Below are 21,579 nucleotides of genomic sequence, written 5' to 3' on the forward strand. Positions count from 1 at the left end.
TACGTTGCCGTGCGTCTTGTGCGTCGCTGTGCGTAGCTGTGCGTCTTGTGCGTCGCTCTACGTGGTGTGTGCTTGCCTTACGTCTTGTGCGTCTCGTACAGATCCATCTCGTACTGATTTGCCCCCTCCCGGTACCCCTGGTGTGCGAACGCAATCCACCGCAGCCCCATCCGAACCAGTCAGCGGAGGATGCGCCGCCCCGCTGGTTCACGGGTGAGGGGCGGCCCCGTGGCGGGGTGCAGGGAGGCGAGGAGGTCGGCGAGGCCGCCGGGGGCCCGGCCGTGCAGCCGGGCGGCGGTGTGCACGGGGTTCCGGTCGGTGCGGGCTATGCGATGGCCGGTCGCGGCCAGCCGGGCCGCGAGGTCTCTGTCCTCGCCGGTGGGCAGGGGCGCGAAGCCGCCCACGCGCCCGTAGGCCGCGGCGGACACACCCAGGTTCGCGCCGTGGACGTGAGGGTGCTCCCATGCTCCGTCCGTCCCGCGGAACCGGCGGGTGCGGAAGTAGTCGGCGTCGTGCCGGGCCACCACGAGGGCATTGGCGGTGATGGGGGCGAGACGGATGGTGCCGAGGACCGCGTCGTGGCCTTGCCGCGCCCGGGCGACCTGGTGGGTGAGCCAGGCCACGGGCACGGTGGTGTCGGCGTCCGTCATGGCCAGCCACGCGTCCGGGCCGGCCTCGGCGAGCAGTTCGAGTGCGCGGTCGACGCCGGCGGCCCGCGCGACTCCGACATTGCGACTGCCGACTTCCACCACGTGGGCTCCCCCGCGCGCGGCCAGCGTCGCCGTGGCGTCCGTGCAGGCGTCCGCCACCACCACGATCACCACGGGCAGCGGTGCCACGTGAGCTGCGGCCGCCCGCAGACTGCGCAGACAGGCTTCGACGCGGTGTTCCTCGTTGTGCGCGGGGACGACGACGGCCACGGCCGAGGGCTCGGCGGGAGCCCTCGTACCGGACCTCACTCCAGACCTCACGCCAGGCCTTCCGCGCGGGCCGGAGAGAGCACCGGTCCCCGACCCTGGCCGCGCTCGTGGACGGAGAGGGTGAAGTCCGGGTCGTCGTAGCGCGCCAGCCGTCTCAAGCCGCTCAGGGTGTCGAGGTGGTCGGCGATGTCACGGCCCGTGCAGGTGTGCTCGGCGACCGGATGGTTCCAGTGCACCGTGACCAGGTGACCGCCCTCGCCCAGGCTCTCCACACTCCGGTGGAGAAGTCGCGTACGGGTGCCGGTGTCGAAGTAGTAGAGGAGTTCCGACAGCACCACCAGGTCGAAGGGTTCCTCGGGCCACTCCTCGGGCACCGTCATCCGTCGGACCGTGACGTTGTCCAGGCCGACGGTGCGCCGAGCCGTGGTTTCGACGGCTGAGGCGACGCGGTCGGTGGAGAGCAGACGGTCGCAGCGGGCGGCCAGGAGTTCGGTCAGCACGCCCACCGAACAGCCCGGCTCGAAGGCCCGCGGGTAGCGGGGGCGGGGCAGGGCCGCCACGGTCAGGGTGTACTTGCGTCGGTCGTACCACCGCTCGCCGAGCTGCCAGGGATCGGCGGCGCGGGCGTACTGGTCGTCGAAGTACCGTGCGGGGGTGTTCAACGCATCACCGTCTCGAAGGCGCGGGTGTGGTGGGCGATCTCCGGCGCGGGCAGCACCGGCCCGACACCCGCACCCCGTGGCTCCAGCTGGCTGATGAACCGGGCCAGCGCCGACTTCTTGCGGTCGACCACCGCTTCGGGAAGAGGGAGAACAGCGGCCCGGTGCCACGGCACGCGGGGGTCGTGGGGGCGGGCCCAGTGCCACATCCACACCGGGTAGGACCACAGCGGCGTGGAGCGGTCGCGGCCCGCGCGCCGGGCGGCTCGACCGGCCGCCTCGTGGTCGCTGTGCAGGTCGTTCTCCCACGGCGCCACGCACAGGGTCGCTCCGACGGCGTCAAGGAGCTCGCCGATCACAGCTCGGGCCTCGTTCTCGTGCTCGTCGAGGGCGGTGTCGGGCAGCCCGGCACACACGGGGGCGGGCAGTTCGCCGAGCTCGCCCAGCGCCGCGGTCAGTTCGTCCCGGCGCCGGGCGGCCAGATGCGCCCGCGCGGACGGCGTCGTCGGCCCGTGGGAGGCTTCCCCGTCGGTCAGGCACACGGTGTGCACGGCCACACCGGCGTCGACGAGGGCGGCGATGGTTCCCCCGAATCCCAGGACCTCGTCGTCGGGGTGGGCGGCCACCACTACGACGGGACCCGTCGGAAGGACCAGGTGCGGCAGGCGGTCCGGCAGGCGCGCCTCCTGCCATGCGGCCTCGTCGGTGCCCTGCGCGTCTATCGCCGCGGCGGCCGCCTGCCTCGTACCCCCGGCGGGCCTCTCGCCCACAGCCTTCGGCGTGCTCATCGCGCCGCCTCCGTGGGGGCGCTCGCGGCGGTGGAGTTCGCGCAGGCGACGGGGTCGGTGGAGCCCGAGGTGGCCAGGCGGCCCAGTTCGGCGAGGTTCGCCTCGGCGTGGTGCTGGCGCACGTAGACCGTCAGGTCCGCGACCGCGCGGGCGTGCCGTTCGTCACGGCACAGCGGCCCGGCGCCCGTGGCCCGGCCGACGTGCTCCAGGACCTCGGTGCACACCTTTTCGGCCAGAGCCCGTACGCGCAGACTGCGCACCCGCGCTTCCTCCCGTACGTCGAGGGGGTCGGCGTCGATGTCGTCGCCCGCCTGGCGCAGCACGGTGTCGGCGGTGTGCAGCAGCACGTCGACCGCTCCGAGGTGAGCGGCCGCGTGCCCGTTCAGCTGCCCCGCCGCCGCTCGCCCGTACAACGGCGCGGCCACCGCGTGCGCGCCGCCGAGCCAGCAGGCCGCCACCCCGATTCCCCCGTGCTGGAAACCGGGTCGCCGGACATACCCGTCCACCCCGCCGACAGCTCGCGCGGGGACATCGGTGAACGACATGTCCAGGCTGTCGCTGCCCGCCATCCCGATCGCCGGCCACGTTCCTTCCACGGGCTGTGCGCCCGGGCGGTCCAGGGCGACGGCGAACAGGCGGTAGCCGTCGTCGGCGTCCGCCGTCACCAGGGCATGGGTGCAGCTGCGGGCACCGGAGCAGTAGGGCTTGACCCCGCTGATCCGCCACCCCTGATCACCGCGTGTGGCGTGCACGCCGGGCCCGGGCGGGCGCGCGGCCCACACTCCCCAGCGCTCCCCGTGAGCGGGCGGAGCCTCGTCCAGTTCGTGCAGGATCGCCGCGGCGTCCAGGTGTCCCTCCGCGAGCCGCGCCAGGGACAGGTCCCGGCGTCCCAGAGCGCTCAGGACGGCGAACCGGTGCGCCGTCGACCGTCCCGGCAGGGGCACGCCGGAGGCCTCGCGCTCGACGAAGTGGGCGAACAGCTCCGCCGCCCGCCGCTCCGGGGAGCGAAGGCGGTCGGACACTTCGGGGGGCGTGGTGTTCACGCGGGCCTCCTGCGTACATCGTCCATCTCAAGCACTTCGTCCCGATTGCCCAGCACATCTGCCGACAAACGGCCAAAAGACGACTGGACGGGGCGTACAGGTGGCCTGTAGAGCCCAGCATCAGGCAGCACCCGGACCCCCGCCACTTCGCGGGGTCCGAGGTGTTTCCGTCGGCGTCCCGGGCTTCCCCCGGCTCCGCGAAGGCCGCAACGATCGGCTTCCCCGGGTGCCGTAGCCTCGAACAAAGATCACTTCTTGAGGGGGACCGGGTGGAAGAGGCGGAGTCCGGGAGCTGCTGCGCGCCCTCGGTCGACCGGGGTACGACGGGACTCTCCCTGGGGCCCACTGTCCGCGCCCACGCGGATGACACCGTGGACGAGGTGCGAGACCGGCACCTCGATGGGCACGGGGACCGGGACCGTGCCGCGAGCGTGCCGCTGGACGGCGGCTCCTTCCTGATGGGGACCCGGGACACGGACGGCTTTCCCGACGACGGTGAGGGGCCGGTGCGCGAGGTCGTCCTCTCGCCCTTCCGGATCGACGCCTGCGCGGTGACCAACGACCGGTTCGCCCGGTTCGTCGAGGCGACCGGCCATCTCACCGAGGCGGAGCGCTTCGGCTGGTCGTTCGTCTTCGCCGGGTTCCTGCCCGCCGCTCTGCGGCGCGGCGCGGCCCGGCCACCACAGACTCCCTGGTGGTGCGGGGTCGAGGGTGCGACCTGGCGGACCCCGCAGGGCCCGGGCAGTTCGGTGACCGGCCGCGGCGACCACCCCGTGGTGCATCTGTCGTGGAACGACGCCGCCGCGTACTGCCGTTGGGCCGGGGCGCGGCTGCCCACCGAGGCCGAGTGGGAGTACGCCGCGCGGGGCGGCCTGGTACAGCGCCGCTATCCGTGGGGGGACGAGCTGACGCCGGGGGGCGAGCACCGCTGCAACATCTGGCAGGGGCACTTCCCGACCAAGAACACCGCCGAGGACGGCTACCGGGGTACGGCACCGGTGGACACGTACGAGCCCAATGGCTACGGGCTCTACAACATGTCCGGCAACGTGTGGGAGTGGTGCGCGGACCGGTGGGGCACCCAGCACTCCGACCGGCCCCGCACCGATCCGAAGGGCCCGTCTCAGGGCACGTCGAAGGGCGCATCGAAGAGCACGTCCCGTGTCATGCGGGGCGGTTCCTACCTCTGCCACAGCTCTTACTGCAACCGCTACCGCGTCGCCGCCCGCACGGCCAACACCCCCGACAGCAGCACCGGCAATCTCGGTTTCCGCTGCGCCTGGGACGCCTGAGCGCCCCCTCCCCGCGCGGGCGGCCTTCGGCCGGCGACCGGAACATTGCAGCCTCATGAAACGTAACCGGCTCGCGCGGCGATCCTCACCACCACTCTGACCTGCGTTTTCTTGCCCCAACAGGGCTTGGTCCCGGGGTCTTTGATTTATTCCGGACTGTTGACGTAAAAGCTTCCCGGTCCGCATCCTGTGCCCCATGGCACACGACCACGAGGGTCCCCTGGCGCGGCTTCGCCGGGGTCACGAGGAACTCGTCCTGCGGCAACTGCGCACGCACGGCCCGCTCAGCAGGGGCGAGTTGGGGCGGCTGACAGGGCTGTCCCGGACGACCCTGTACGACATCGTGGCCGCCCTGATCGACGGTGGTGCCGTCGTGGCCGCGGTGCCCGCCGCCGCCGAACGACGCCGTGGCCGGCCCGTCGAGACCCTGAGCCTGCACCCGGGTGCGGGCCAGGCCATCGGCATCGACTTCGCGCGGCGCGCGGTGCACGTCGCCGCGGTCAACGTCGCCCACGAGGTGATCGGTTCCGCGAGCGCCCCGCACGGTGCGGGACTGACCTGGGGGAAGCGTGTCGACCTCGCCGCACGGCTGGTCGGCGGACTCGCCGGGGGCACCCTGCGCCTCGGGTCGCTCAGCGGCATCGGCGTGGGCGTGGTCGGACCGGTGCACGACGCCCCCACCACCGATGCCTCCACCCCTGACACCCCCGCCCCTGGCACTTCCGGCGCCGAGCGGGCCGACTCCCTCGAGGGGGCGTCGCGACCCCACGAGGACCTGCCGGTGCTGCTGCGCAAGCGCTTCGGCGTACCCGTACTGCTCGACAACAACACCCGGCTCGCGGCGCTGGCCGAGGCGACCTGGGGAGCGGCGGCCGGCGTCCAGGACGTGCTCTATCTGCGCCTGTCGCACGGCGTCGGCGGAGGTCTGGTCGTGGGCGGCGCCCTGCACCGGGGTGCTCATGGGCTGTCCGGCGAGTTCGGCCACATCACGGCCGAACCCGGCGGGCGGCGATGTTCGTGCGGCAAGGACGGCTGTCTGGAGACGGTCGCGTCGATCGGTGCCGTGCTCGACGCCCATCCCGCCGCCGGCGACCTCGCCGGTTTCCTCGCGGCGTTGCCCGTGGACCCGGCCGCGCGCCGCGTGCTGGATGACGTCGGCACCCGGGTGGGCACCGTCCTCGCGGCCGTGTGCAACGCGGTCGGCCCGCACGTCACGGTGCTCGGCGGCGAACTCGCCGAGGCCGGACCCGCGCTCTTCGAGCCCGTCGAACGCGCCCTGTCCGCACACCTGATGCCGGTCTCCCGGCCGGGCATCGACCTGCGGCCGGCCACGCTCGGCGAGGTGGGCGGCGCGCTCGGCGCCATCGCACTGGTCCTGCACGACTCCCCCCTGCTCACCCGCTATCAGACACCGAATTCCGTGGAGTGACCGTGACCGTCCCCGTACCGCCGAGGTCGCCATGACCGTGCTCACCGCACCGGACAAGACGCCCGCTCCGGCCGCCCCGCGACGCCGGCCCCGGAGCGTGCCCCCGCTCGTGCTCAACCTGGCGGCGCTCACCCTGGGCATCGCCGTGTGGGCGATCGCCACCTCGACCCGTCTGGTCGACGTGCCGGGCCCCTTGTCGGTCGGCTCCCGCGCCCTGGACATGGCGGGCGACGGCACGCTGGGCGAGGACGCCCTCGCCAGCCTGCGCCGGGTCTTCCTCGGCTTCGCGCTGGGCACCCTGCTCGCCGTGCCCGTCGGCTTCCTCATGGGCTGGTATCCGCTGGCCCGCGGTCTGCTCGAACCGTACGTACAGTTCTTCCGGACCGTGCCACCGCTGGCGATCATCCCCCTCGCGATCGTGACGATGGGCATCGGTGAGACACCCAAGGTCTTCGTGATCTTCCTGGCCGCGTTCCTGTCCAGCGTGGTCGCCGCGTTCCAGGGGGTGATCGGCGTGGACAGCACGCTCGTCGACGCGGCCCGGGTACTGGGCGCCCGGGATCGCGTGATCTTCCTCAAGGTGGTCATCCCGGCCGCCACCCCGTTCCTGCTCGTCGGCATGCGGATCGGACTCGGGGCCTCCTGGGCCACGGTCGTCGCCGCCGAACTCATCGCCGCGGACAAGGGCCTCGGCTACGAGATGATGCACGCGCAGACCTACTACGACCTGCCGACCATCTTCGTCGGGCTGATCAGCATCGGTGTGATCGGCCTGGTCATGGACCGCCTGCTGCTGCGGGCCGAACGCCGCCTCACGGCCTGGCAGGAGCGACGATGAAGCCCGTATCCGGTGCGGCACCGGTCCCATCCAAAGAGTCTGCCGCTTCCGACGCACCTGGCACGTCGGGCGCATCCATCGCGTCGGCCGCATCCGGCGCCAAGATCTCCTTCCGGCGGGCCGGCAAGACATTCCCGTTGAAACAAGGGGAGTTCACCGCCCTCGACGAGGTGTCGCTGGACATCGCCGACCGCGAGTTCGTCACGGTCGTGGGCCCCTCGGGCTGCGGCAAGTCGACGCTGCTGAACCTGGCGGCCGGCCTGGCCGAGCCGACCACCGGCCAGGTCCTGGTCGACGGCGCCGTCGTGGCGGGCCCCGGGCCCGAGCGCGGTGTCATCTTCCAGCAGTACGCGCTCTTCCCCTGGCTCACCGTGCGCGGCAACGTCGAGTTCGGTCTCAAGCTCACCTCCCTGTCCGCCGCCGAGCGTCGCCGCAAGGCCGACCACGCCATCGAGCTCGTCGGACTCACCGAGTTCGCCGACACGCTGCCCAAGACGCTGTCCGGCGGCATGAAGCAGCGCTGCGCGATCGCCCGGGCCTACGCGGTCGATCCCGAAGTCCTGCTGATGGACGAGCCGTTCGGTGCCCTGGACGCGCTCACGCGGGTGCAGTTGCAGGATCAGCTGCTCCACACCTGGACCCAGGAGCGGCGGACCGTCCTCTTCGTCACCCACGACGTCGACGAGGCCGTCTATCTGGCGCGGCGTGTGGTCGTGATGGCTGCCCGGCCGGGGCGTGTTCACCGGGTCATCGATGTGGATCTGCCCTATCCGCGGACGGAGGAGCTGCGGTTGTCTGCCGAGTTCGCGCGGATCCGCAATGAGGTCTGGCACTCGGTGTACCACCAGGAGCCGGTGCCTCCGGCGGTCCGGTGACCTGACCGCGCGGTCGGCTGCAGATCTTCTCGCCCCCGCCGCCCCTACCCTCCCCGTCACTTCATGAGGGCTGCGCCCCCTCGCCCCCTATCGCGCTTCGCGCTCGTCCTCAGACGCCGGACGGGCTTCCAAGAGAAAGGCTCAGCCTCATGAGCATGTCCCGTCGCACCCTCCTCACCTCACTTTCCGCCACCGCCCTCGCACTGTCCGTGTCCGCCTGCTCCTCCGATGACGACGGCGGCGACAGCGGTGGGGCGACAAAGATTCGCTTCGGTTACATCGCCGACTACAACGGGGCCAGTCTCCTGGCCATCGCCGACAAGCAGGGCCTGTGGAAGAAGCACGGGCTGTCCGCCTCGTACAAGACGTTCGTCAATGGGCCCATCCAGATCCAGGCGTTGGGCAGTGGGGATCTCGACTACGGCTACATCGGTCCGGGCGCGCTGTGGCTGCCCGCCTCGGGCAAGGCCCGGGTGGTCGCGATCGACACCCTCACCTATGCCGACCGCGTGATCGCCAAGCCGGGCATCACCTCGATCGCCGGGCTGAAGGGCAAGAAGGTCGGTGTGCCGGAAGGGACCTCCGGCGAGATGATCCTTCAACTCGCGCTGCGCGAGGCGGGGATGACGATGGACGACATCAAGAAGGTCGCGATGGACGCGCCGACCATCGTCTCGGCCTTCTCCTCCGGGCAGATCGACGGGGCCGGCATCAACTATCCGCTCATCGACACCATCAAGCAGAAGGTGCCCGATCTGGTCGAGGTAGCGAGCACCAAGGACATCGGCGGCTCCTTCCCCACCGCGTTCGTCACCGGCGGGAAGAAGGGTCCCGCCGAGGCGAAGGTCGTCAAGGTGCTCCAGGAGGCCAACGACTGGCGCGCGGCTCACCCCGAGGAGTCCGTCAGGCTCACCGCAGCGCTGCTGAAGGTGCCGGAGGACAAGGTGACGGCGGACGCGAGTCATGTCGAGACGCTGACGACCGCCGAACTCGTCGCCAGGACGAAGGACGGCACGGTCGGCGAGTGGCTCGACGGCATGAGCGACTTCTTCGTGAGCACCGGACAGCTGAAGAAGGCACCGGCCGCGACCTCCTTCTACGCGGGCGACGTCTACACGAAGGCCGCCGCGTGAACCTCCTCTTCCTGATGACCGACCAGCACCGCGTGGACACGCTGGGCTGTTACGGCAATCCGCATGTGGCCACCCCGAACCTGGACCGGCTCGCCGCCACCGGGACCCGTTTCGACCGCTTCTACACGCCCACCGCCATCTGCACCCCGGCCCGGGCCAGTCTGCTCACCGGTCAGGCCCCCTTCCGGCACCGGCTGCTCGCCAACCATGAGCGCAACGTCGGCTATCTGGAGGACCTGGCCGAGGACGCCTTCACCTTCCCCGCCGCACTGGCCGAACGCGACTACCAGCTGGGCCTGATCGGCAAGTGGCACGTCGGCACCCACCGCAACGCCGCCTCCTACGGCTTCGAAGGGCCCGACCTGCCGGGCTGGCACAACCCCGTCGACCACCCCGACTACCTCGCGTATCTCAAGGAACGGGACCTGCCGCCGTACCGCATCACCGATCTCGTGCGCGGCACCACGCCCAACGGCAATCCGGGCAACCTCCTCGCCGCGCGCCTCCAGCAGCCGGTGGAGGCGACGTTCGAGTGCTACCTCGCGACCCGTGCCATCGAGTTGCTGGAGAAGTACGCCGCCGACGGCCGCCCCTTCTACCTGGCCACCCACTTCTTCGGCCCGCACCTGCCCTACCTGCTGCCGGACTCCTACTACGACCTCTACGATCCCGAACTCGTCGAACTGCCCGCCTCGATCGCGGAGACCTTCGAGGGCAAACCACCCGTGCAGCGCAACTACAGCGCGCACTGGACCTTCGACACCATGCCGCTGGAGGACACCCGCAAACTCATCGCCGTGTACTGGGGTTACGTCACCCTCGTCGACGAGCAGATCGGGCGCATCCTCACACGGCTCGACGAACTCGGCCTGGAGGACGACACCTCGGTCTTCTTCACCGCCGACCACGGCGAGTTCACCGGCGCCCACCGGCTGCACGACAAGGGTCCCGCGATGTACGAGGACATCTACCGCATCCCCGGAATCGTCCGCGTGCCGGGTCAACCCCCGCAGGAGCGGCGGGAGTTCGTCAGCCTCACCGACTGTACGGCGACCATCCTCGAACTGGCGGGCTGCGACCCGGAGCCCGCCACCGACAGCCGCAGTCTGCTGCCGCTGATTCGGGGCGAACAGTCGCAGTGGCCCGAGGAGTTGCTCGCCGAGTTCCACGGCCACCACTTCCCGTACCCCCAGCGCATGCTGCGTGACAACCGCTACAAGCTGGTCGTCAATCCCGACTCGGTCAACGAGCTGTACGACCTCGACACCGACCCGCACGAGCTGACCAACCGCTACCCCGACCCCGAACTGGAGTCTGTGCGACTGCGCCTGATGCGGCGTCTGTACGACCTGCTCCGGGATCGCGGCGACAACTTCCACCACTGGATGACGTCCATGTACGACATCGGCGCCTCCGACCACGACCCGACCCTGAGCTCGTTCGAGGCTCCTTCGAGCAGTGAGGTCTCACCCCCGTGAACCGAGTGGATCGAACCAACCGAAGAACACGTCGTACCGCGCAGGTCGTCGTCGCGCTCGCCGGCCTCCTCCTCGCGGTCCTCCCGCCCGCCCGGACCGCCGCCGCCTCCCCCGCCCGGGCGGCCACGTACACCAACCCGGTGACCGCGGGCACCGTCGACACGTTCCCCGACCCGGCGGTGATCCGCGGGAAGGACGGCTACTGGTACGCCTACGGCACCCAGAACCCCGTGTTCCAGAGTCGGGGCGAGACCGGCGAACGCATGCTGCCGATCCTGAAGTCGGCCGATCTCACTCATTGGACGTACGCGGGCCAGGTGTTCACGCCCGGGACCCAGCCGGCCTGGCACAGCGGCTCCCGGCTGTGGGCGCCCGACATCCGGTACACGAACGGCCACTACAACCTCTTCTACTCGGTGCCGGACAAGGACACCGTCGGTGTGGCCACCGCGCCCACGCCGACCGGCCCCTGGACCGACGCGGGTGCCGTACTACCGGCCGACAGCGGCTGCGCCACCGGTGACATCGACCAGGCGCAGTTCACCGACGTGGGCGGACAGCCGTACCTGTACTGGGGCAGCTACGACGCGATCTGCGTGGCCCGCATGAACGGCGACCGCACCCGCGTCGAGGGCACGGTCACCGAGGTCGCGCAGGGCCGGCGCATGGAGGGCGGTTTCGTCGTCCGCCGCGACGGCTCCTACTACCTCTTCTACTCGGACGCGGGCTGCTGCGACGGCGCGTACAGCGGCTATCAGGTCAAGGTCGGCCGCTCCACCAGCCCGACCGGGCCCTTCACCGACGACCGCGGTGTCGACCTGATGTCCCCGGTCAGCAAGGGCGGCATCGTCGTCGGATCGAGCGACCGCTGGATCGGGCCCGGGCACAACGCGCTGCAGACCGACCTGTCCGGTCAGGACTGGCTCGTCTACCACGCGATCCCCGCCGACGACCCCGACCTCGGCCTCCTGCCGGGCATCGACCGCACCCTCAGCAGGCGTCCGATGCTGGTCGACCGGCTGGACTGGACAGACGGCTGGCCCGTCGTCCGGGCCGGCGCGGGCCCCTCCTCGGACGGCAGTGAGGTGCCCGTCACCACCTGGAAGGAAGGCGGCACCTTCAACGACGGCTCGCTGCGCGGCTGGCAGGCCCAGGGCTCCGGTACGGCTGCCTGGGCGACGGCCACCGAGCAGGACCCCGGCACCTTCGTCACCCACACCGGCGACGCGACCGACCCGGCCTTCCTCGTCACCTCCGGCAACGCCCCCTCCGAGGTGCGTGCCGAGGCCGACCTCCGGGTCACCGCGGCGGGCGGGTCGGCCGGTCTGGTCCTCGCCTACAAGAACCCCGCGAACCATGTCGTGGCCTGGCTGGACCGGGCCCGCAACGCCCTGGTCACCGATGTCCGGGTGAAAGGTGTCAGCGCCGGGCAGCACGTGACCGCGCTCCCGTCCGGCTACCAGTGGGACGCCTGGCGCAACGTGGCTGCCGAGCTGCGCGGCAACCGCCTCACCGTCGAGGTGAGCGCCGACCGGCTGCGCGACGCCGTGGCCATCCAGACCCGTACCGTGCCCGCGGTGGCCGTCCGGGCCGGGAAGGTGGGCACGGCCGCCCTCGGTGGTGGAGCGGCCGCCGACAACGTGGGTGCCGTGAAGCTGTACGAGCCGGTCACGCGGCGCGTCGCGGACCCGCGGCCCGGTGCGCCGCTGCCCGCCTACAGCGACGAGTTCGACTCCGACTCCCTGTCCTCCGACTGGAGTTGGGTCAGGGGTCCGGCCGCCGGTACCGCGACCGACGAGGGCGTCCTGTCCTGGCCGACCCAGAACGCCGAACTGCATCTGGGCACCAACAGCGCGCCGGTCCTCACCCGGGCCGCGCCGGCAGGTGACTTCACCGTGGAGACCAAGCTCGACCTGGCGAACGGTCCGGGCAACCAGCAGGCCGGGCTGGTCCTGTACGGAGGTGACGACCGGTACTTCAAGCTGGTGCACGCGGTGCTGCCGGTGAGCCACACCGACGGGAAGGTCACCCACGTCACCGAGTTCGCCAAGGAGGGCGCCCGGCCCACGACCACACCGCCGACCGCCGTGGCGTACGGTCCGATGTTCGGCGGGCCGCCCGCGCGGACGCTCTGGATGCGGCTGGCGTATCACGCCGACGAAGTGGGCGGGGAGCACGAGGTGCGGGCCGCGACCAGCACCGACGGGGTGCACTGGACGTGGACGGGCGTGTGGACCCTGCCGAAGGAGCAGGCACTGCGGATCGGCCTGGTGTCCCTCAACACGGCCGGCTCGACGGCCCGCTTCGCCTACGTCCGTACGTATCGCGGCTGATCCGGGGCCGGAGAGGGTTCCGAGGTGGTCCGCATCCCGGGGGTGCGGACCACCTCTTTCACACGCGACTAGACGACCGGTCTAATCATGCGCTACGGTTACCGACATGCCAGCCACCGCACGCACCGCCGACACCCGTCGGAACATCCTCGACGCCGCCCAGCGGATCATGGCCCACAAGGGCTACTCCGCGGTCGGCATCAACGAGGTGCTCGCGGAGGCCGGCGTACCGAAGGGCTCCTTCTATCACTACTTCGCCTCGAAGGACGCCTTCGGAGAAGCACTGCTGAGGCGGTACTTCGAGGAGTACGTCGCCGACATGGATCGCGTCTTCTCGCGGTCCGGCGAGTCGGCCGCCGAGCGACTCACGGCCTACTGGCAGCAGTGGCGCGAGACGCAGAGCCTCGACGACTGTCAGGGCAAGTGCCTCGCCGTCAAACTCGGCGCCGAGGTGTCCGACCTGTCGGAACCGATGCGACTGGCCCTGAAGGAAGGCACGGACGCTGTCGTCGACCGCCTCGAGCGGACGATCGCCGAGGGCCTCACCGACGAGTCGGTCGCCATCGACAGCGATCCCCGCAGCACGGCGCAGGTGCTCTACGACATGTGGCTCGGCGCCAGCGTCATGGCGAAGATCCACCGCAGTCTCGCACCACTCGACACCACCATGGCGATGACCGGCCGACTCCTGCACCTGTAGTCCCGGCCCCGCGTTTTCCACCCCATTACCCAACGGCGTTTCCCGCACGACCGGCAGTACCGGGTTTCTTCCGCCCATTTCTAGACGACCGGTCTACTCATCATCCGTTCACTCGACTCTGGAGCAAGCAGACATGAAGGTTCTTGTCGTTCTCACCTCACACGACGAACTCGGCGACACCGGCCGCAAGACCGGTTTCTGGCTGGAGGAGCTGGCCGCGCCGTACTACCGGTTCCAGGAGGCCGGGTGGGAGATCGTGCTCGCCTCCCCCAAGGGCGGCCGCCCGCCGCTGGACCCGAAGAGCAACGAGCCCGACTTCCAGACCGATCTGACACGCCGGTTCGAGGCCGACGCGCAGGCGACCGCGGCGCTGGCGGACACCGTGCGCCTGGACTCGGTCTCGGCCGAGGACTTCGACACGGTCTTCTACCCCGGCGGCCACGGCCCGCTGTGGGACCTGGCCGAGGACGCCCACTCCGCGCGGCTGATCGAGACGACCCTGCGCTCGGGCAAGCCCCTCGCGGTGGTCTGCCACGCCCCCGGCGTCCTGCGCCACGCGGTCGACGAGGACGGTACGCCGCTGGTGCAGGGCAAGAGGGTCACCGGGTTCACCAACTCCGAGGAGGAGGGAGTGGCCCTCACCGAGGTCGTCCCCTTCCTGGTCGAGGACGAGCTGAAGCGCCTGGGCGGCATCTACTCCAAGGGCGACGACTGGGCACCGTACGTCGTGCGGGACGGCCTGCTGATCACCGGGCAGAACCCGGCCTCCTCCGGCCCGGCCGCCGATGCTCTCGTCGAGCTGGTCGAGAAGGCGGGCGCGTGACGGCGTAAGCACCGTCTCGCGGCGTAACCCGATCCGCCGCGGCGTCCGATGCGGCACCGAAGCCGGTGGTGGCCCGTCAGATGGCCGGCACCGGCTTCGGTGGAACGGGACGCGTCAGCGCTTGATCTCCTTGATCTTCAGCATCCGCGTGATGACCTTGTCGAGCTCGTCGTCCTCGAAGACCTTCTTCCAGTCGTCGCGCACGATGGACTCACGGCCGTAGTCCATGGCGATCAGGCAGGCGTCCGAGAACGGGTTGGAACCCTTGAGGGTGTTCGCCAGGGCGACCTGGGTGTGGCCCAGGAGCATCGCGCGGGCCGCCTTCTCCGGGACGCCGACGGTGTGGACCGTCTCGTGCAGCGCCTCGGTGAGAAGGGCGCCGACCATGCAGGCGATCGTCTCGACGAGGGTCGGCTCCAGGACGGCGAGCTGCTTGACGGTGACCCAGTGGACGTCGACCACGGGCGCGTACATCACGCGGATGACCGAGTCGGCCAGTTCCTGCTTGGCCTCGTCGCCGCCCTCGTACGCGGCGACGACCTCCTGCGGCGCTGCGATGCCACCGAAGGTGTCCTGCCACTCCTCCTTGGTGGTGCGCTCCAGGAACACCGACGGGTGGCAGGGGTGGGCACACGCGTAGTGGATGTCGGCGCGGGAGAAGAGGAGGCCCGCGTAGGCGGCGGCCGGGTCGAGGGTGAGCACGACCGTCTCCGGCTTCATCAGCGGGACGAGCTCCTCGGAGACCTTGCCGAGGACGACGTCCGGAACGGCGAGGATGACCACGTCGGCCTCGGCGACCGCGTCGGCGGACTCGGTCAGTTCACGGCCGAGGTCGCGGATCAGTTCCTGGCCCTTGGGCGAGGCCTCGCTGAAGAGCACCCGGAAGTCGCTCTCGACCAAGTTGTTGGAGACACGCTGGCCCATCTTGCCGGCGGCCCCAATGACGGCGACGGTCTTGACGTCGACCCGGGTCTGGATCTCGGTGGCCATTACTCGCTCCTCAGAAGGGTGTTGATGCTGTGCTGCGTCCACTGGTCTTCGAGCCGGGCGGTGGCGTCGAAGCCCTCGTCCTGCCACGGGAGCCAGTGCTCCACGATCTGGTTGACGCCGTCCGCGTCCGGCCGGGCGGCCCGCACGGCGGCGATCATGGCGTCGTGGTCGAGGAGGCCCTCGCCGAGAGGGCAGCCCGCGTAGGTGAAACCCACCCAGCCGTCCCGCCGGGTGAACGCGAAGTCCTTGACGTGGATGTTGACCACGTAGGGGGCTGTGGCGGTCACGACGTCCGCCGGGCGTTCCAGGCGGGCGACGCTGTTGCCCGGGTCCAGGACGACGCCGAGCCGCTCGCTGTCGACCCCGCGTACGACAGCCAGCAGGTCGTCGGTCGACACCTGCTCGTAGGTCTCCAGGCCGAGGGTCACCCCGGCGTCCTCGTAGCGGGGCACCGCCTCCTCGAGGAGGGACACGGCCTCGGAGGTGTCCGGTCGGTGGTCCGCCGTGTTGAGCATGGAGCGGACCAGGGTGACGTCCAACTGCCGTGCCATGTCGAGGTACTTGAGCAGGTGGGCGGACCGGACGCCGCGGGTTCCCAGCTCCAGTCGGAGTCCGAGGTCGTGTGCCGTGGCCCGTACGTCGGCGAGTTGTGCGGAGTCGTACGACTCGACGGGTGCGTAGTCGCAGATCTGGAAGACCTGGCCGCCCAGTTCGGCGGTGTCGCGCAGCATCTCGGGGAGCGTCATCGGCCGGGGTGCCCGCTCGGAGAAGCGCCAGAAGTACGCGTACGTGCTGATTCCGTAGGCCATCACGCCACCACCGCGTCGGCCGGGGCGCGGATCTCGTCGAGGATCGCGCGGACGTTGTCCGGGTCGTGGGCGAAGCGGCCGAGAAAGAGGCCGTCCGCCGTTCCCGCGAGGCGGGTGAGCAGGCCGGGGCCCGCGCTGCCGCCGTAGATGACCTGCGAACCGGCGTACTGGGGGCGGGTGTTCAGCCAGTCCCGCAGGGCCGTGCAGACCGTGGCGATGTGGTCGGCCGAGGCCGGTTCCGGTGCTCCGATGGCCCACTGGGGTTCGTAGGCGAGGACGACGGTGCCGTCGAGGCCGTGGAGCAGGCGGGCGGCCTCGGCGACCGTGCGTTCGGCCGCCTCCTGGGGTGTCCCCCGGTCGAGTTCGCCGACGCACAGCACCGGGGTGAGGCCGTTGCGCAGGGCGGCGGCCGTCTTGGCGGCGACGACCGTGTCGCCCTCGCCGTACAGGCGGCGACGTTCGGCGTGGCCGACCTCGGCGTAGCGGCAGCCGATCTCCCCGAGAAGGGGGCCGCCGACCTCGCCGGTGTACGGGCCGGTGTCCTCGGTGGCGATGTCCTGGGCGCCGAGGGCGATGCCGGACGGCACGAGGATTCCGGCGGCGGGGATCAGGGTCGGGAAGGCCGGCAGGACGAAGAGGCGGGCCTCGCCGGAGGTCACGGCGGGGTGCTCGTCGGCCAGAGCGGCTATTTTCCGGGCCCAGTCGAGGGTCTGGTGGTGGCCGAAGTACATCTTCAGGCTCACCCCCAGCAGGAGGGGCCGGCGGGCCGGGGCGGGCATCAGGCGGCCGCCCCGGAATCGGCGGCGGAGGTGTCCTCGTAGTCGCACATGAGCTGGACCTTCGCCGCGGACGCGGACGTCTCGTCGAAGCGGTAGGTGAGCCATTCGGCGGCGAGTCGGCGGGCGAGTTCGATGCCCACGACGCGCTGGCCGAAGGTCAGGATCTGCGCGTTGTTGGAGAGGACCGCACGCTCGACGGAGAAGGAGTCGTGGGCGGTGACGGCGCGGATGCCCTTGACCTTGTTGGCCGCGATGGCCACGCCGAGTCCGGTGCCGCACACCAGCAGGGCGCGGTCGGCCTCGCCGCGGGCGACCATCTCGGCGGCGGCGATGGCGACCTTGGGGTAGGCGGTGTGTCCGTCGGCGTCGACGCCGACGTCGGTGACCTCGGCGACCAGCGCACTGCCCAGCAGGTCCTGCTTGAGGGCTTCCTTGTACTGGTGGCCTGCGTCGTCGGATCCGACGACGATACGGAGCTTGTCGGTCATGGCGGCTTTTCCTCAGTGCTGGTCGAGCGGGTGGTCGGGAAGGACGCCGAGTACGGCGCGGGTGATGAGGGCGAGCGAGTGGGCGCCCGCGTCGGCGGTGCCCAGGGACTTCTCGGCGTGGGGCCGGGCGCGGCCCTTGCGGGGCAGCAGGTCGGCCGTGGCCGCGGCGGCCTTCTCGGCGGTGACGGCGGCGCGCTGCCACGCCTCGGTGAGCGGCAGGCCCTCGCCCGCGCTCTCGGCGAGGGTGTCGGCGAAGGGCACGAGGACGTCGACCATCGTCTTGTCGCCGACCTCGGCCCCGCCCAGGCGGCGTACGGCGTCGGAGGCGTCCACGACTCCCCGGGCGACCGCGGTGGCGGTCGGGGCGTCCTGGTCGCCGAGGCGCGTACCGAGGGAGCGCAGGATGGTGCCCCACAGGGCGCCGGAGGTGCCGCCGGCCCGGTCGGCCCAGGCGTCCCCGGCGTGCACGAGGACGGTTCCGGCGCCCGCGCCGAGGTCGTGGGCGCGAACCGCCGCCTCCAGAGCGGCCGTTGTGCCGCGCTGCATGCCGATGCCGTGGTCGCCGTCCCCGGCCACCGCGTCGATGCGGCCGAGCTCCACGGCGTGCGTGTCGACGATGTCGGCCACGGCGTTCAGGGCCGCCAGGACATGGGCGGCCGAGTCGCGGGACTCCTCGGTGGCGTCCGGGACGAGGCTGTCGTCCGTGTCCTCGACGAGGGGCGTCGACTCGGCCGCCGGCTCCTGCGCGGCGGGTGCGCCCTTGCGGTAGGCGGGTGTGTCGGCCGGAGCGCGCCACAGCTGCTCAAGCCGGTCGTCGAGCCAGGTCAGCGTGAGGGAGACGCCTGCCATGTCGAAGCTGGTGACGAGTTCGCCCACCTCCGGGTCGACGATGTCCACGCCCGCCTCGCCGAGCAGGGCCGCGACCTTGCGGTAGACGACGAACAGCTCCTCGTACTTGACCGAGCCCAGGCCGTTGAGTATCACGGCGGCGCGCTGCCCGGCGGGTGTGTCGATGTCCTCAGGGAGTTCCTTCAGGAGGGCGGCGACCATGAGTCGTGCCGCCTCGTCGGCGGTCGGCAGGGACTCCTCGCCGATGCCGGGCTCCCCGTGGATGCCGAGGCCGACGGCCATCCGGGCCTCGGGGACGCTGAACAGGGGCTGGTCGGCGCCGGGCAGGGTGCAGCCGGAGAAGGCGATGCCGAAGGAGCGGGTGCGGGCGTTGGCGTGTTCGGCGGCGCGCAGTACCTCGGCCAGTGGCAGGCCCTCCTCGGCAGCGGCCGCGGCGGCCTTGAAGACGGGCAGGTCGCCCGCGATACCGCGGCGCTTGGCCGACTCCTCCGGCGCGGCGGAGGAGATGTCGTCCGTGACGGCGAAGGTACGGGCCTCGATGCCGTCGCCCGCCAGGCGTTCGGCGGCCTGCCCGAAGTGGAGTACGTCGCCCGCGTAGTTGCCGTACATCAGCAGGACGCCCGCGCCGCCGTGGGCGGACCGTGCCACGGAACGGATCTGCTGCGCGGAGGGCGAGGCGAAGACGTTGCCGACGGCGGCGCCGTGCGCGAGGCCCCTGCCGACCAGTCCGGAGAAGGCCGGGTAGTGGCCCGATCCGCCGCCGACGACGACGGCGACCTGCCCCGCCGGAGTACCGGCGGCGCGGACGACGCCTCCCGTGACGGGCCGTACCCAGCCGCGGTGGGCGGCTGCGAAGCCTTCGAGGGCCTCGTCGGCGAAGGCGGCGGGGTCGTTGAAGAGCCGGGTCATCGCAGGGCCTCCATGGGCTTGTGCTCTGCCGCGGGGGCCGCTTCACCGGTACCGCCCCGGGCGGAGAGCCAGATCATCAGGGCGGCGGACAGGAGCATGAAGAAGCCGACCAGGTAGAGCGGCACGTAGTAGTCGCCGGTCCAGTCCTTGAGCCAGCCGGTGATGTAGCTGGACGCGAATCCGGCGACGTTGCCCGCGGTGTTGATCAGGGCGATACCGGCGGCTGCCGCCGCTCCGGTCAGGAAGCGGGAGGGCACGGACCAGAAGACGGGCAGGGCGGCGAAGATGGAACACGCGGTCACGGTGATCACCGCGACCGTGGCGGTCGGGGAGCCCATGTAGAGGGCGAGCGGGATGGAGACACCGCCGACCACGGCCGGTCCGGCCACGTGCCAGACGCGGGTGCCGTGCTTGGTGGCGTGGCGCGTCCAGAAGAACAGGACGATCGCGGCGGGCAGGTAGGGGATCGCGGTGATCCAGGCCTTGTCCATCACGCTGAAGGTGGTGCCGTACTGCTCCTGGAAGCCGTCGATGATCGTCGGCAGGAAGAACGCGAGCGCGTACAGGCCGTAGACGAAGCCGAAGTAGACCATGGCCAGCACCCAGACGCGGCCGCTGGTGAAGGCCTTCTTGAGATCGCCCTTGGCGTGCTTGTCGTCGTGGCCCGTCTTCCGCGCGTTCTCCGCGGCGAGTTCCTCGGTCAGCCAGGTGCGCTCGGCGGGCGTGAGCCATTTGGCGTCGGCGGGCTTGTCGATCAGGTAGAACCACGCGACGACGCCCAGGAGGATGGCGGGAATCGAGACGAACAGGAACATCACACGCCAGCCCTCAAGGCCGAACAGGCCGTGGTGGCCGATGAGCCAGCCGGCCAGCGGGGCACCGAGGACGGTGGTCAGCGGCTGCGCCAGGTAGAAGAGCCCGAGGATCTTGGTGCGGTGTCGTGAGGGCACCCACTGGCTGAGGAAGAGGATCGCTCCGGGGAAGAAGCCCGCTTCCGCCACGCCGAGCAGGAAGCGCAGCGTGTAGAGCTGGCCCGTGCTGTCCACCCAGGTGAACAGGAGGGAGACGATGCCCCAGGTCACCATGATCCGGGCCAGCCAGCGGCGGGCACCGAAGCGGTGCAGGGCCATGTTGCTGGGGACCTCAAGCACGATGTAACCGAGGAAGAAGATCCCGGACGCGAAGCCGAACTGGGCCGCGGTGAGGGCCAGATCCTGCCCCATGCCGTTCGGTTCGGCGAAGGAGACGGCTGTGCGGTCCAGGTAGTTCACGAAGAACATCAGTGCCACGAACGGCACGAGGCGGACTGAGACCTTCTTGATGGCAGTTCTTTCGACTGCCGCGGATGGCGCGTCGGCAACCATGGCGACTCCTCGGCTCGCCCGGACAGCTCCGTCCGGGGTGGGTCGGGCCGGGCGGCTCGCCGCACAGGCGGCCGACCGGAACGGTTTCACGCTATGCCGACGACTCAAATTGGTCACCAATTTACCAATGTGAGGACGGTCTCACATTCGACCCTCTCGCAACTCTTGACAAATCCGGCCTGCGGCACGATCTCCGCACGCCTGAGTCGGTTCTTCGACGCCGAGGAACCTGCTGGTCAGCCCTCTGGGGGCCGTATCTGGTTGACTGGTGACCGTGACCAGTCAGCCCGACGATCAGACCTCCGGGGCCGCCCCCGACCTCGCCCGACTCCTGCGCCCCGTGGTGCGCGAGTCCTCCGTCAGCGAGGTCGCCAAGCGGCTCCTCGACCACCTGTCGGCGGGCGACATCAAGCCCGGCACCCGGCTGCCCGCCGAGCGTCAGCTCGCCGAGGCCCTCGGGGTGGCCCGCTCCAGCGTCCGTGGCGCGCTGTCCGCCCTGGATGTGCTCGGCATCATCGAGATCCGCCCCGGCTCCGGCTCGTACGTGCGCGACGGCACCTCGGAGTTCCTGCCCAAGGCGATCAACTGGGGGCTGATGCTGGGTCAGCGGCGCACCCAGGACCTGGTGGAGGTGCGCACGTATCTGGAGGCCGTGTCCGCCCGGCTGGCCGCCGAGCGTGCGACGGACGAGGACCTGGAACGTATGGAGGAGCATCTGCGGCACATGCGCGCGGCCGGCGGCGATGCCAAGACCTTCATCGACGCCGACATCGACTTCCATCTGGAGCTGGCCCGCATCGCGCGCAACAGCGTGCTCAGCGACATCCTGCACAGCATCCGGGCGCTGCTTCAGGTGTGGATGGAACGGGTCAGTGACATCGAGGGCACGGTCAGTGGCACGTTGTGTGAGCATGACGCGGTGCTGGCGGCTTTGCGGGCGAGGGATCCCGAGGCTGCGGATCGGGCCATGGCGGAACACATGGTGATGGCCAGCCGCCGGCTGCGCGAGTCTGTCGACAACGAGGCCCTGTAGTCGGCCGCGGCCCGGCGGCGGCGAAAGCCAAAGGATTGCGCCGTTCC

20 protein-coding genes are annotated in these 21,579 nt (G+C 70.8%); 10 read left to right on the top strand and 10 right to left on the bottom strand.

Features of this window, described 5'->3' with window-relative positions; genetic code table 11:
- Positions 1–179 precede the first annotated feature (179 nt).
- From OHS59_RS02945 to OHS59_RS02960, 4 genes are read right to left on the bottom strand one after another with little or no spacing between them, the layout of a single operon-like run.
- Positions 180–971: a glycosyltransferase gene (locus OHS59_RS02945; RefSeq protein WP_328491799.1), complete on the bottom strand. Its 792-nt coding sequence runs from the start codon at positions 969–971 to the stop codon at positions 180–182.
- Positions 968–1,582 carry a class I SAM-dependent methyltransferase gene (locus OHS59_RS02950; protein ID WP_328491800.1) on the bottom strand — a complete coding sequence of 205 codons (615 nt, stop codon included), beginning with the start codon at positions 1,580–1,582 and terminating at the stop codon, positions 968–970. Before OHS59_RS02950 ends, OHS59_RS02945 begins: the two co-directional genes overlap by 4 nt.
- Positions 1,579–2,367, bottom strand: coding sequence for a PIG-L deacetylase family protein (locus OHS59_RS02955; RefSeq protein WP_328491801.1), 789 nt, complete (start codon positions 2,365–2,367; stop codon positions 1,579–1,581). Before OHS59_RS02955 ends, OHS59_RS02950 begins: the two co-directional genes overlap by 4 nt.
- Positions 2,364–3,410 carry an acyl-CoA dehydrogenase family protein gene (locus tag OHS59_RS02960; protein WP_328491802.1) on the bottom strand — a complete coding sequence of 349 codons (1,047 nt, stop codon included), beginning with the start codon at positions 3,408–3,410 and terminating at the stop codon, positions 2,364–2,366. Before OHS59_RS02960 ends, OHS59_RS02955 begins: the two co-directional genes overlap by 4 nt.
- A 380-nt stretch (positions 3,411–3,790) precedes the next feature.
- Between OHS59_RS02960 and OHS59_RS02965 the strand changes: the two genes are divergently transcribed.
- The 9 genes from OHS59_RS02965 to OHS59_RS03005 all read left to right on the top strand — a co-directional run bounded on the left by OHS59_RS02965 (position 3,791) and on the right by OHS59_RS03005 (position 14,311).
- Positions 3,791–4,702 (top strand): formylglycine-generating enzyme family protein, encoded by a 912-nt coding sequence (locus OHS59_RS02965; RefSeq protein ID WP_328499029.1) that lies wholly within the window; start codon positions 3,791–3,793, stop codon positions 4,700–4,702.
- Between the two features lie 196 nt (positions 4,703–4,898).
- Positions 4,899–6,131 carry an ROK family protein gene (locus OHS59_RS02970; RefSeq protein WP_328491803.1) on the top strand — a complete coding sequence of 411 codons (1,233 nt, stop codon included), beginning with the start codon at positions 4,899–4,901 and terminating at the stop codon, positions 6,129–6,131.
- 31 nt (positions 6,132–6,162) lie between these two features.
- The gene (locus OHS59_RS02975) at positions 6,163–6,969 is read left to right on the top strand and encodes an ABC transporter permease (RefSeq protein ID WP_328491804.1); all 807 of its coding nucleotides are present in this window, start codon (positions 6,163–6,165) and stop codon (positions 6,967–6,969) included.
- Complete coding sequence (locus OHS59_RS02980) at positions 6,951–7,844, top strand: ABC transporter ATP-binding protein (protein ID WP_443061607.1); 894 nt, start codon at positions 6,951–6,953, stop codon at positions 7,842–7,844. Before OHS59_RS02975 ends, OHS59_RS02980 begins: the two co-directional genes overlap by 19 nt.
- Positions 7,845–7,993: 149 nt before the next feature.
- The gene (locus OHS59_RS02985; protein ID WP_328491805.1) at positions 7,994–8,977 is read left to right on the top strand and encodes an aliphatic sulfonate ABC transporter substrate-binding protein; all 984 of its coding nucleotides are present in this window, start codon (positions 7,994–7,996) and stop codon (positions 8,975–8,977) included.
- Entirely contained in the window at positions 8,974–10,455 is a 1,482-nt protein-coding gene (locus OHS59_RS02990) for a sulfatase-like hydrolase/transferase (RefSeq protein ID WP_328491806.1), read from the top strand. Before OHS59_RS02985 ends, OHS59_RS02990 begins: the two co-directional genes overlap by 4 nt.
- Before the next feature lie 5 nt (positions 10,456–10,460).
- Positions 10,461–12,788, top strand: coding sequence for a family 43 glycosylhydrolase (locus OHS59_RS02995; RefSeq protein ID WP_328491807.1), 2,328 nt, complete (start codon positions 10,461–10,463; stop codon positions 12,786–12,788).
- Between the two features lie 106 nt (positions 12,789–12,894).
- Positions 12,895–13,488, top strand: coding sequence for a TetR/AcrR family transcriptional regulator (locus OHS59_RS03000; protein WP_328491808.1), 594 nt, complete (start codon positions 12,895–12,897; stop codon positions 13,486–13,488).
- Between the two features lie 133 nt (positions 13,489–13,621).
- The gene (locus OHS59_RS03005; protein WP_328491809.1) at positions 13,622–14,311 is read left to right on the top strand and encodes a type 1 glutamine amidotransferase domain-containing protein; all 690 of its coding nucleotides are present in this window, start codon (positions 13,622–13,624) and stop codon (positions 14,309–14,311) included.
- Positions 14,312–14,425: 114 nt separating this feature from the next.
- Here the strand turns inward: OHS59_RS03005 and OHS59_RS03010 are convergent, their stop codons facing one another.
- The 6 genes from OHS59_RS03010 to OHS59_RS03035 are packed head-to-tail and all read right to left on the bottom strand — an operon-like array spanning position 14,426 to position 20,499.
- Positions 14,426–15,301 (bottom strand): phosphogluconate dehydrogenase C-terminal domain-containing protein, encoded by an 876-nt coding sequence (locus OHS59_RS03010; RefSeq protein ID WP_328491810.1) that lies wholly within the window; start codon positions 15,299–15,301, stop codon positions 14,426–14,428.
- Entirely contained in the window at positions 15,301–16,110 is an 810-nt protein-coding gene (locus OHS59_RS03015; RefSeq protein WP_328491811.1) for a sugar phosphate isomerase/epimerase family protein, read from the bottom strand. The genes OHS59_RS03010 and OHS59_RS03015 overlap by 1 nt, the downstream gene beginning before the upstream one ends.
- Entirely contained in the window at positions 16,110–16,889 is a 780-nt protein-coding gene (locus tag OHS59_RS03020; RefSeq protein ID WP_328491812.1) for a triose-phosphate isomerase, read from the bottom strand. The genes OHS59_RS03015 and OHS59_RS03020 overlap by 1 nt, the downstream gene beginning before the upstream one ends.
- Positions 16,889–17,377, bottom strand: a complete 489-nt coding sequence (locus OHS59_RS03025) for a ribose-5-phosphate isomerase (protein WP_328491813.1) — start codon at positions 17,375–17,377, stop codon at positions 16,889–16,891. Before OHS59_RS03025 ends, OHS59_RS03020 begins: the two co-directional genes overlap by 1 nt.
- A gap of 12 nt (positions 17,378–17,389) precedes the next feature.
- A complete protein-coding gene (locus OHS59_RS03030; protein WP_328491814.1) occupies positions 17,390–19,135 on the bottom strand; it encodes a dihydroxyacetone kinase family protein in 1,746 nt (581 codons plus the stop codon).
- Entirely contained in the window at positions 19,132–20,499 is a 1,368-nt protein-coding gene (locus OHS59_RS03035; protein ID WP_328491815.1) for an MFS transporter, read from the bottom strand. The genes OHS59_RS03030 and OHS59_RS03035 overlap by 4 nt, the downstream gene beginning before the upstream one ends.
- Before the next feature lie 268 nt (positions 20,500–20,767).
- On the opposite strand from OHS59_RS03035, the gene OHS59_RS03040 reads away from it, so the two are divergent.
- Entirely contained in the window at positions 20,768–21,532 is a 765-nt protein-coding gene (locus tag OHS59_RS03040) for a FadR/GntR family transcriptional regulator (protein WP_328491816.1), read from the top strand.
- The last annotated feature ends 47 nt before the right edge of the window (positions 21,533–21,579 follow it).

Source organism: Streptomyces sp. NBC_00414 (assembly GCF_036038375.1).
In the GTDB taxonomy this organism is placed as follows: domain Bacteria; phylum Actinomycetota; class Actinomycetes; order Streptomycetales; family Streptomycetaceae; genus Streptomyces.